General features: G+C 43.2%; 7 protein-coding genes. 6 read left to right on the top strand and 1 reads right to left on the bottom strand.

The window, feature by feature from the left end; translation table 11 throughout:
* Window positions 1-127: 127 nt before the first annotated feature.
* Window positions 128-2,647: a U32 family peptidase gene (locus L6439_RS25245; RefSeq protein ID WP_213471295.1), complete on the top strand. Its 2,520-nt coding sequence runs from the start codon at window positions 128-130 to the stop codon at window positions 2,645-2,647.
* 184 nt (window positions 2,648-2,831) lie between these two features.
* Window positions 2,832-3,728 carry a UTP--glucose-1-phosphate uridylyltransferase GalU gene (gene galU, locus L6439_RS25240; protein ID WP_213471262.1) on the top strand — a complete coding sequence of 299 codons (897 nt, stop codon included), beginning with the start codon at window positions 2,832-2,834 and terminating at the stop codon, window positions 3,726-3,728.
* 32 nt (window positions 3,729-3,760) lie between these two features.
* Here galU and L6439_RS25235 read toward each other — a convergent pair whose 3' ends face one another.
* Complete coding sequence (locus L6439_RS25235; RefSeq protein ID WP_213471261.1) at window positions 3,761-6,229, bottom strand: O-antigen ligase family protein; 2,469 nt, start codon at window positions 6,227-6,229, stop codon at window positions 3,761-3,763.
* A gap of 424 nt (window positions 6,230-6,653) precedes the next feature.
* Between L6439_RS25235 and L6439_RS25230 the strand changes: the two genes are divergently transcribed.
* Genes L6439_RS25230 through L6439_RS25215 form a run of 4 tightly spaced genes read left to right on the top strand, consistent with a single transcriptional unit; the run spans window position 6,654 to window position 12,342 of the window.
* Complete coding sequence (locus L6439_RS25230; protein ID WP_213471260.1) at window positions 6,654-7,433, top strand: ABC transporter permease; 780 nt, start codon at window positions 6,654-6,656, stop codon at window positions 7,431-7,433.
* Window positions 7,434-7,447: 14 nt separating this feature from the next.
* Complete coding sequence (locus L6439_RS25225; RefSeq protein WP_237096641.1) at window positions 7,448-9,091, top strand: ATP-binding cassette domain-containing protein; 1,644 nt, start codon at window positions 7,448-7,450, stop codon at window positions 9,089-9,091.
* A gap of 34 nt (window positions 9,092-9,125) precedes the next feature.
* Window positions 9,126-11,510 (top strand): class I SAM-dependent methyltransferase, encoded by a 2,385-nt coding sequence (locus L6439_RS25220; protein WP_213471259.1) that lies wholly within the window; start codon window positions 9,126-9,128, stop codon window positions 11,508-11,510.
* Complete coding sequence (locus L6439_RS25215) at window positions 11,503-12,342, top strand: glycosyltransferase family 2 protein (RefSeq protein WP_213471258.1); 840 nt, start codon at window positions 11,503-11,505, stop codon at window positions 12,340-12,342. The genes L6439_RS25220 and L6439_RS25215 overlap by 8 nt, the downstream gene beginning before the upstream one ends.
* Window positions 12,343-12,352 lie beyond the last annotated feature (10 nt).

Here is a 12,352-nt window from a genome sequence, read left to right as displayed (position 1 = left end):
CTGGCCTTGTTGGTTAGCAGGCAGAATTGAAGAATTCAGGTTGGGGGTCAACGTAATGACGACAATCAAGCAACATAACGATAGACAAGCCGTAGATGTCGTGAAGGCTGCGATGCAGGAAGCGGGCATGGCGCCCCGGAATCTGCGGCGTGAAGATATTGAGCTGCTGGCGCCTGCGGGCGACTGGGATTGCATGCGGGCGGCGGTGGCGAATGGGGCGGACGCTATCTTTTTCGGCGTGGAGAAGTTCAATGCACGGGCGCGCGCGAACAATTTCCAGATGGACGAGCTGCCGGAGATTATGGCGTTTTTGCACAGCTATGGCGTGAAGGGTTTTTTGACGTTCAATATTCTCGTATTTGAAAATGAGCTCTCGGATGCGAAGGAGCTGATTGATGCTTGCATTACGGCCGGGGTCGATGCGGTCATCGTGCAGGATCTCGGCTTGGTGAAGCTGATTCGCGAGATTTCGCCGGATTTTCCGATTCACGGCTCGACGCAGATGACGATTACGTCGCCGGAGGCGGCATCGTTCACGAAGCCGTACGGGCTGGAGCGGGTCGTGCTGGGGCGCGAGAACAATCTGAAGCAGATCCGGAAGATCGGGGCCGAGGCGCAGCTTCCGATGGAGGTGTTCGTGCACGGCGCATTGTGCGTGTCCTATTCCGGACAATGCCTTACCTCGGAAATGTGGGGCGGTCGCTCCGCGAACCGCGGGGAATGCGCGCAGGCGTGCCGCCTGCCGTATGACATGATGGTCGACGGCGAGCATCAGCCGATGGGCGATGTGACGTATTTGCTGTCGCCGAAGGATCTGGCGGCGCTCGATCTGGTGCCGGAGCTGATTGAAGCGGGCGTGACGTCTTTCAAAATCGAGGGCCGCATGAAGCAGCCGGAATATGTGGCGAATGTGGTCGGCAAGTACCGGAAGGCGATCGATGATTATTTCGATGGCCGCTGGACGGGACCGACGAAGGAAGAGGTGCGCGAGCTGCAGCAGAGCTTCTCGCGCGGCTTCACGCACGGCTTCCTGAAGGGGACGAACAATAAGCAGCTCGTGGACGGCACGTTCCCGAAGAGCCGCGGCGTCTATCTCGGCCGCGTCGAGCAGGTGCTGCGCGACGGGGTCGTGTGCAAGCTGGAGGCGCCGCTGAAGCGCGGCGACGGGATTGGCTTTGACGCGGGCGACCCGACGAAGAAGGAGGAGGGCGGCCGCGTATACGACCTGCGCCGCAAAGGCGTCAAGCTGGACGGCGAGGCGCAGGAGGGCTGGCAGGTCGACATTGTGCCGGGACGCCACGATGTCGACCTGCGGCGGGTGAAGGTCGGCGATCGCATTTGGAAGACGAGCGACCCGGCCTTGGACAAGCGCATGCGGGCCACGTTCGAGACGGAGAAGCCGTATCGCGTGTTCCCCGTGCATGTGCGCGTGGAAGGCCGCGCCGGCGAGCCGCTCCGCACCTGGTGGACCGACGTGCCGAAGGGCACGACGGTGCAGGTGGATTCGGAGCTGGCGCTGGAAGCGGCCCAGAAGCGCCCGATGGATCAGGCGCTTCTGGAGGAGCAGTTCGGCCGCCTTGGCGGAACGGTGTATCAGCTCGAGCGGCTGGACGCCGCCCTGGAAGGCGACGTCATCGTGCCGATGCGAGAGCTGAATGCGGTCCGCCGCCGGGCGGTGGAACTGCTCGCGGGCGAGCGGCCGAAGCCGCCGGTATACGAGCGCCGCGACGTCGACGTCTACGGCGGCGCGGTGCGGGAGCACACGGCGGTGCAGCCGGGCCAAGCGAGGCTGACGGCGCTGTGCCGCTCGCTCGCGCAAGTGGAGGCGGCCGTGAACACGGAGGCGGAACTCATCTACGCCGATTTCGAGTTCATCAAGCAGTTCCCGGCCGCCATCGAGGCGTGCCGCGCTGCCGGCAAGCCGATCGCGCTCGTCACGCCGCGCATCCATATGCCCGGCGAAAACGGCTACCACCGGAACATCCTGAAGCTGAAGCCGGACGCAGTGCTTGTCCGCAATACCGGCGCGCTGCAGTTCTACATGCAGGCGAAGGCCGAAGCCGCCGAGCGGGGCGAAGCCTTCCCTCGGCTTATCGGCGACTTCTCGCTGAACGTCGCCAACCATAAGACGGTGGAACTGTTCGCCGCTTCGGGCCTGGACTGCATCACGCCGTCCTATGACCTGAACATTCAGCAGATGGTCGATATGCTGCGACATAGCGACACCTCTTTGCTTGAGATCGTTATTCATCAGCATTTGCCAATGTTCCATACCGAACACTGCGTCTACTGCACCTTCCTTAGCGAAGGGACGGATTACACGAACTGCGGCCGCCCGTGCGAGGAGCACCGCGTCTCCCTGCGCGACCGCATCGGCATGTCCCACCCGGTCCGGGTGGATGAAGGCTGCCGCAACACGGTTTACAACGCCATTGAGCAGTCCGGCGCCGAGTACATTAGCCACTTCCTGGACTTGGGCGTAGGCAGCTACCGCGTCGAATTCCTGGAGGAGACGCCGGAACAGGTTCATCAAGTGATCGACCTGTACGGCCGCGCTCTCCGTGCCGAGATCAGCGGCACCGAAGTGTGGCGCACGTTGAAGGCGACGAACCAGCTCGGCGTGACGCGCGGGCAGTTGGTGAAGTAAAATAAATGCTTAGAGCAGGAACCATTGTATTACGTGGGTTCCTGCTTTTTTGTTAAGAAGGAGGGTTTTACTCTCCATCTATAGCTCCTTATGAAGCGAGTCTACCGTTTTTGCGATATAATAGGCGTAACCAATATAAGAAACCGGTGTTTCGAATAGAAATGAAGTAGAGAGGGGAAATTTCGTGAAGGTCAGAAAAGCGATTATCCCGGCTGCGGGACTTGGAACCCGATTCCTCCCGGCGACGAAAGCAATGCCAAAAGAAATGCTTCCTATCGTAGACAAACCGACTATTCAATATATCATCGAAGAAGCGGCCGCATCGGGGATTGAGGATATTATTATCGTTACGGGAAAAGGCAAGCGTGCGATTGAGGACCATTTTGATACCATTTTCGAATTGGAGTATATGCTTCGTGAACGAGACAAACTTGCCCTGCTGGAAGAAGTACAAAAACCGTCTGAACTGGCAGATATCCATTACATAAGACAAAGAGAGCCGCGCGGCTTGGGTCATGCCATCTGGTGTGCCCGCAAATTCATAGGCAATGAACCGTTCGCCGTCCTGCTGGGGGATGATATCGTTGAAGCCAGTACGCCCTGTCTTAGACAAATGCTTGACGTGTACGAGGTACATGAAGCGCCCATCGTGGGGGTTCAGCCTGTTCCGTGGGAAGACGTATCGCGTTATGGCGTCGTTGCAGGCGATCAAATAAACGAACGGCTGCTTCGTGCAAAACAGCTCGTTGAAAAACCTGCCCGCCAACAAGCTCCTTCGAACTGGGCCATTATGGGACGTTATATCCTTACACCGCGTATCTTTGAACTGCTGGAGCAGCAGAAAGAGGGAGTAAACGGCGAAATTCAACTCACGGACGCCATAGCCGAGCTGAGCCAAGAGGAGAAAGTGCTGGCTTATCACTTTGAAGGGGAGCGGCATGATGTCGGAGAGAAGCTGGGCTTTATCAAAACGACCCTTCACTATGCTCTGCAACGGCCTGATTTGCGAGATGAGCTCCTGAAATATTTAAAAGACCTTATAAAGGAGCCACACCACTATATTTATCAAAAAACAAAATAGAAAACGGCCCATTCCGGGCCGTTTTCTATTGATTACTGTTTTAAAAATCGCATTTCAGCAACTTGTTCAATTCGCTCTTTTTCTTCTGGATCCACACTGAGCAACTTATCATACCATACCTGATCGACTTGGCCGCTCTGGAGAGTCGCTCCTACATACCAGCGGGCTAGCTCCTTATTATCCGCACTCGAAAGATCCTCGTTGAGGTAAGGCTTCATTGTTTCCGCTCCCTGCCCGGGGTCGCCTTTCATAATGTAGGCCCGGCCAGCATTCATGGCCATCGTGGTCGTTACCCTGAATTCTCGCCCCTGAAGCTGTCCTTCCGGCAAAGTTTTGAGATGTTCTACGCCTTGTTCAACGTGGCGCAATGCGGCAATAATCTCATCCATGTATTCATTTTTCTTTTCTGGAGATTCGTTATAAACGATCATCCCTTGGCGCAAGGCAGCATCCATATACTTGTCGTACCATTCCATATCCCACGGGAAGCGCTCAGCATTTTCAGAGTAGACTTTATAAAGTTCCGAATCCATTCCTTTTTGCTTATAAAGCTCTATCAATCGTAAGAGCAATAATCGGTTTCCTGGTTGTTTTTCCAGCGCCTGTCGTAACGTATGCTCCGCTTCAGCAAAAAAGGCTTCGTCTCCTTGCTGTGCGTATACTTGTTGGAACAAGGCAGCTTTAAACTCAGCATATTCAGGTACGGTTCCCCGTATTTTTAGAGCCTTATTTAATGAGTCCATTGTTTGATTAAAATTGCTCGTTTCATTCAGGACCGCTCTCGCTTTCGCATAAGAGCTGGAAGCTTGAATAAACAAGAGAGAAGTGATGAACATTATCACTCCACAGACTCCGAGAATACTTGCCGCAGCCGCTTTAAATGTACCTGGCTTTATTTTCTTAAGTGGCTCCGTTGAAATTGATGCCGCCATTCCTCCCAAGCTAATAAAGACAATAATCCCGATATAAACATAGCTCATGTTAAAATCCATCACACTATGTACCAAGATGCTTGTCGCTAAAATGAAATACATGAAATAGCCATTCCGCTTCGTCTCTTCCGCGTTCCGGAACGATTGTATGTACTTCCAATAAACGATTCCGAGAAAAGCAATTAATATAAGGAAGCCGAGAAATCCGGTCTCAACGAGATACTGCATGTAGTAGCTGTGAGCTTGGGCTGATTCATACGGGTTGTTTTGGTACTTTTCATACAACGCGCTCCAAGCGCCGCCGCCTGCACCGAAGACTGGATAGTCTGCCACCAGCTTCATCGAATCTTTGTAGAATGTAATCCGCTCAAGCACGCTGTGCTGCTGGAAGTTGATTGAACTAAGACGTGAAGAGATGCTTTCCGGCAGCATATTTTTTAGACCGGTTCCTAGCAAAAAGAACAACAGCACTCCAGCAAGGATGGTTCCCCCTACAGGGAGGAGAGCATTGGCCCACTTTTTCATTGAGAAGTTTTCCAGTTTATTTTCCAACCATGGCGCAAGGAATCGTTGTACAATCCAACACAATACAGCGCATAGAGCGGATGCTCCAAAAATATAAAGCCATCCTTTCAAGGAGGAAACATCTGCTCCGTTCAGATGTACTTGATTGCCGATATCGGATACGGTATTCAAAATAACGAATGTCGCGACGCCGCTGATTGCCAGATGGACAATCCATAGAATCTGCCGTGCCGGCTTTATAAATAAGAGAACTAAAACAAATACCACTGGCAGTAAGACCAGACCGCTACGAGACAGGGTTAATAAAATGGATAGAATAATTGGTACCAGCATAAAACCGTGTACCGCATGACTAACGGCCTTACGGCTTGTCGTTAAGTAGAACACGGCCACAAACAAGAATGCCATCAAATAGGCCGCATACGTATTCGGGTACTGGAACACCGAGGCAAGACGCGGTCCATTCGCATCTACCCAAATCGCTTGCTGATATAGTCCATCTGCATTAAGCCTAGAAAACCAGCCAATCAATGCAGCCGCAAGTTTCCCATTTCCAAGCCAGTTCATCAATCCGAACCAGACTACGGCATAGGCGGAACCTGTTAACGTAATCTGGATTATACGATTAATCTTCTCTTCGCCTGTTGTTAGTTTAGAAAGAGCGAAGAAAACGGCATAGGTTAACATAATGAAAATCGCATTTACCGCCAAATAACTGGAAGCTGCAAAAAATGACGAAACTCCGTAGGTTAAAGGCAGTAAAAACACAAAGAGAGTAAGCACATCAGACTGGTCGTAATTTCTTTTTTTCAATTGGAATAGGATTCCCGCTGTCAAAAATGCTAAAATAGAAGCTATGAGAAATGACCAGTAAATTGTTTTTTCAAATTGTGTGCTTTGACCGTTGAATAGACCGAACTGAAATGGTGACCAGATTAAGAATAAAATGAGAGTAACTATTGCTCCCCATTGAGCAAGAGAAAAATGGTTACTTTTGTCGTTTTTTTGTTTGGGCTTTGAAGCACCATAGCCATATGTAGACAAAGTTATTCTCCTTTGCTAGTAAATTACGCTTATAATAATAGCACAGTTAGGCGAGAACATCCATTTCACTAATTGAGAGATAGTTACATTTTGCAAGTTGGTAGGAGGAAGATTAAAGGCGACTTTCTTGTCTGTTCGGCCCTAGATAGTTAATTTTATGATAACGGTATTCAACAGTGCTGGAAAAGACATTGGAGAGGAGTTACATTGATAGTTTTTACTTGGAGGGAGTACATTTAGTTTGCATTTCATTAAGTATGGAACATAATCATAACTCGTAAAGTGGGAAAGGAGTGGGCATTTACTTGAAACGGCACAGTGGAAGATTGAAAAAATTAATAAATATTAAGGAAATATAAATTGGTGATATATTCATTTGGCAGATTTCATACTAAATGATATCTCAACTAGTGGGGTTAGGAAAATGATTACTAAGACGATTAATGTTTACCGTAAATATGGTTTTTTACTTTCTCAATTGGTAAAGAGGGACTTTAAAACGAAGTATAGAAGATCGTTTTTGGGTATTATTTGGAGTCTCTTGAACCCGTTGTGCATATCTATTGTTCAGTACATGGTTTTTTCGAGCTTATTTCGCTTCGATATTTCAAATTATTCTGTATATTTGCTGAGTGGTATTGTTATGTTTAATTACCTAACAGAGGCTACTACTCAATCAATGACATGTATTATTCAAAATGCTTCCTTGATAAATAAAGTATATATTCCAAAGTATATTTATCCGCTTTCTCGTGTCTTATCTACTGGTGTCAATTTCTTATTTTCTTTGTTGGCATTATACATTGTAATAATCGCCTCAGGTATGAGCGTTACTTATGCCCACATATCTATTTTATATGTGCTAGCTTGTATGTTTGTGTTTATATTAGGACTCTCTCTTTTATTAGCTTCATTGATGGTTTTCTTTAGAGACACACAATTTTTGTATGGAGTTGCATTAACGATATGGACGTATTTAACACCTATTTTTTATCCAGAATCCATTCTCCCGCCACATATGTTGGCGTTGTTGGGGTTTAATCCTATGTATCATTTTATTAGATTTATGAGATTTATAATTTTATATAATGGTATTCCCGACTTTAAAGCATGGATATATTGTGCTGTTTTTGCATTGTTGTCTCTCTTATTAGGAATGTACGTATTCAAACGAACGCAAAATAAATTTATTCTTAATCTGTAAGGAGAAGGATTCACTTGATTGAATTAAATAACGTATCCATGAAATTTCGCATGGCTAATGATCGTATTATGAGCCTCAAGGAATATATGGTTAAGAAGATAACCGGGAAGCTAGAATACAAAGAATTTGTCGCTTTAAAAGATGTGACTTTCTCTATAAAAAAGGGTGAAGTAGTCGGTATAGTTGGTGGTAACGGTGCTGGGAAGAGTACATTGCTTAAAATTATTTCGGGTATTTTATCACCAACCCAAGGAACTGTAAATGTAAAAGGGAGCATTGCCCCTATGCTCGAACTTGGGGCGGGTTTTGATTTTGATTTAACAGCAAAAGAGAATATATTCCTAAACGGAGCAGTGCTGGGATACTCAAAGGAATATTTAGAAAATAAATATGATGAAATAGTCGAATTTTCTGAACTAGAAGAATTTATGGATGTTCCCGTTCGCAATTTTTCATCAGGGATGACAATGCGTTTAGCTTTTTCTATTGCTACGCTTGTTAACCCGGATGTTTTGATTGTTGACGAGATCTTATCTGTTGGTGACGCTCATTTCCAAAAAAAGAGTTCTCAAAGGATGAGAGAACTGATACATGGGGGAGCAACAGTAATTTTGGTTTCACATAGCATTGAGCAAATTCGCGAAATGTGTTCACGAGTTATATGGCTTGAACGAGGAACTTTGAAAATGATTGGAAACACCGTTGATGTTTGCAACGCATACATGAGTAGTATGAGAGATCCCTCCCAAAATATATTGGAATCTTCGAAATCATTGGGGTATTCGGAAAGGTTATACACACCTACTCTAATTGCAAAGTATAAGCATCTATATTTTATTGTTGATTGTTGGCATCACCGTGTCATATATAATAACAATTTAATGGACCCTATCAAAAAATGGAAAACATTAGAAGGGGAGTTTGTTAATCCACATTCGATTGCAACTGATGGTAAAATTTTATTAGTAGATGACACGGATAATAATGTCGTTAGAGTTTATAAGGAAAACGGTGACTCTTTTATTGAAACACAAACAATAAGAAACATAGGAATTCAACCACATAGGTTGTTTTTTGATGAGAAAAGCGGTTTGTTTTATGGGATATCAGCGTCATCACAGCAAGTTTTTGTGTTAAGAAACACTGAAACTGAGGTTATTGTTGAAAAAATTGTGAAACCGGAATATTTAGGTAGTGCCTATATCAGATCATTTAGCATTATAGACGAAAAAATACATTTTGTATCGGGGCCTGGGAAGATCATTGTAGCTGAAATAGCTGACTTATCCTTTGACTTGATTTGTGAGTACGATGTTCCATTTGAATTACAGGGAATGAATGATATAGCTAGAATAGGTTCTTATTTCTATATTAGTGTGTATCAAGACGGAATTGGTGAAATTGCGCCAAGATTAGTCAGAGTTAAGGATTTAAATGAACTAGAATATAATTACGAAGATATCTATGAGTTATTAGATTTGAAAGGAGTCCCTTATTATTTTTCGTTTTTAGATGATAGGGTTTTCCTAACGGAAATTGATAGTTATTCATCAATTAAATCATTTAATATAGTAGATGATCAAATAATCGACATTAAAGTACATTTTGACATGGGGCAAGCGAATAGCGCTTCTATGAAGCGGCGTGAAATGAAGTAAAAAAAGATTAGTCTAATGACAGGAGTGGGCGTTTATGGCTAAACTTAATCTTGATTATTACGTGCCAAGTACTGACGACGTATATTCTGATGGTGATATAGAGTCTGAACTGCTTCAGTACGCAAAAAGTGGAAAATGTGACTGGCATAAAGATGGAAGATGGCCTGTTGTTTACCATATGTCCCATCTCCGGCACAATATTTTAAACTGGTTTCCATTTAAAAAACAGGCTCGCATATTAGAAATTGGTGCTGGTTGCGGAGCTTTAACTGGACTTCTATGTGAGTTAGGTTCAGAAGTTATTGCTGTCGAATTGACTAAAAGACGTGCAGAAATCAATTATCAGCGCCATAAACATTTTCATAATCTAGAAATTGTAGTTTGTGACTTTCAAAGAATCCCTCGAGAAAGGAAATTCGATTATATAATTATTAATGGTGTATTAGAATATGCCGCTTATATGATCGAGAGTAAGCAACCATATGTAGATTTCCTTAAATTATCAGCAATGCATTTGGATGATAAAGGTAAAATCTTGTTGTCGATTGAGAATAGGATAGGACTGAAGTATTTCTCTGGTTCTAGAGAAGATCACACAGGTAAGTTTTTTTCTGGCTTGAATGAATATGGTAATGGTGAGAAAGTCAAAACATTCTCTAAGATAGAATTAGATGAACAAATCAGCAAAGCAGGACTATATCCATTAAAGTACTTCTATCCTTATCCTGATTACAAGTTCCCAGTCGAAATCTTTACAAACGAGACAATTTTTGAAAGAAAGCCTTCTAGTTTCGACTATCCTATGGATATGACTAGGGTAAAGCTTTATGAAGAGAAAAAAGTCTACGAGACTTTTATGAAACTAGGTGTTATTGATAAATTCAGTAATTCTTTTTTGGTAGAAATAGCAGTTACACCTGAGGAAGAAACAACGGATATCTCATATGTAAAAATAAGCGCGAACAGAAATGAAGAGTTTAGAATATGTACCTATTTTAGTTCTGACAAAATGGTGCATAAAAAAGCTTTACGTCCAGCTGGTAAAGAACACTTGTATAAAATGGCTCATTATAGTGAATTTAATTATGGTAACTCCAGTTTGAAAAACATAGCTTGTCACCAAAAAGGTGAAAGTTTATCCTTCCCATTCATAACGGCGGATAATTTAGAGAGAATTTTGCTCAAAGCATGCATACAAAATGATAAAGAAAAGTTTTTTTTACACATTAAAGGCTTCCGAAGGATATTGTTTGGAAATATTCCATTACGAAAGCAAATTGCTTCTTCATCTTTCGAAGAAATATTTGGTCAAGTACAATGTAATCAGGAACTTCGGTGGAGAGACAATGCGAATGTTGATATGATCTCCGGCAATATTTTTGTTGAAAATGGTCGTTATGAAGTTATAGATTATGAATGGCATGTAACATGTGAGATCCCTATGGAGTTCCTTCTATGGCGTATGCTAAAACAATTTGCGGAGGAACACGAAACCTGTGATTTTTTGACGAAACCTGTTTTATATGATTTAATCGGTATCAATGTACAAATAGAGGAATGTTTCTATAACTGGGAGTCCCATTTCATTAACGAATATGTAGGTATTAAAGAATTACATCTTCTTTCAAAAGATATTATTCCTATTGATCTTGAACAAGCCGTAACACAGAAAATGAAAGAAAATGTGTTACAGAGTAGCTTGTTCTTTGATTTGGGAGGGGGATTTTCGGATGTTAACTATGAAAATAAGCGTGCAATGTATACTCCATCTGGCTTTGTAGTGTTATTTTCGCACGAAAAATTAAAAGACGCGAAAAGCTTGAGATTTGATCCGCTTGAAGGAGATGCTTGTTGCATTCAAATACAGAAAATCGAAACCGATGGAACTATCGCGGATATTACTCCAATAAATGCTGAAAGATATGCGGATGATAGAGGTTATGAATTCTTCACCTTCGATCCGCAATTCCAAATAAATGGTGATTTTTCTAATGCAACATATCTGAAAATATTTTTCTCTTGCAGGATTTTGGATTGGACAGTTGGATATCAAAAACGGGAAGAAGAGCTATATCTTACTAGACGAAGAATCGAAGAGCAAATATCAATAAACGATCATCTTCATAGTAAGTTAGGAGAACATGTAGTAGTAATTAGTCAAATTACTTCTGAATTAGAAGAGAAGGTGTTAGAGAACAAACTCCTTAACGCCCAAATAAAGAGCCTCGAAGAACAAAATAATAATAAAAAAATGCAGTTAGAAAAAATAGAATCGGAACTGGTATCGACTAAAAATTATTTAAATGAAACGGAAAATAAATTGCATCATATTTTGGCGGAAATGAAAAAACATAGATTCAAAACAATATTAAAAATTTTACTATTTGGTGGTATTACCAAGGGGGGATACGGTGAGTAAAGTAAGTATAATTATGCCTTGTTATAACGATGGAGCATATATTAAAGAATCATTGGCTTCTGTACATGCTCAAACCTACAAAGATATAGAAGTAATCATTATTAACGATGGATCTGATGATCAGAACACTCTAGATATTTTAAATAGCATATCTAGTTCAAATATTAAGATATTACAAACTAAGCGACTGCGCCCTGCTGGTGCAAGAAATGAAGGTATCACCCAAGCAACGGGAAAATATATTTTGCCGCTTGATGCTGATGACATTATCGAACCAGAGTATGTAGAAAAAGCTGTGAAGGTTATGGAAGAAAATGAACGGGTTGGTATCGTATACTGCTATGCAGATTTATTCGGTGAACGAAATGGGCGATGGGACCTTCCTAATTACTCTTTGGAAAAAATGCTTCTGGATAATATTGTTTTTGTAACGGCATTATTTTACAAAGAAGATTGGAAAAAGGTTGGTGGATTTAATACAAAAATGCAACATGGAATGGAGGATTATGACTTCTGGCTTTCTATTTTGGAGATAGGGAGGGAAATTCACCAAATACCGGAAGTTTTATTCCATTATAGGATTAAACCGACTTCACGAACTACAGAATTTATGACAAATATCCAGGTTGTTAAGGAAACATATCGCCATATCTATGAAAATCATCCTGTACTTTATGAAAAGTACAAGGATCAATATGCTATTGGACTACGAGAAGCACTAATAGAACAAATATTTTTAAACAAAGCATTGCAAGAAGGAGTAACTATCTTAGAAAAGATCAAACGTATACCTATATTAAAATCAATTATTAAAAAATATATAATGAGATAAAAAAGAGGTA

The sequence above is a fragment of the Paenibacillus dendritiformis genome, from assembly GCF_021654795.1.
Taxonomy (GTDB): domain Bacteria; phylum Bacillota; class Bacilli; order Paenibacillales; family Paenibacillaceae; genus Paenibacillus_B.
Note: the sequence above shows the minus strand (reverse complement) of the source record. Positions and strands in the feature narration are given on the sequence as shown.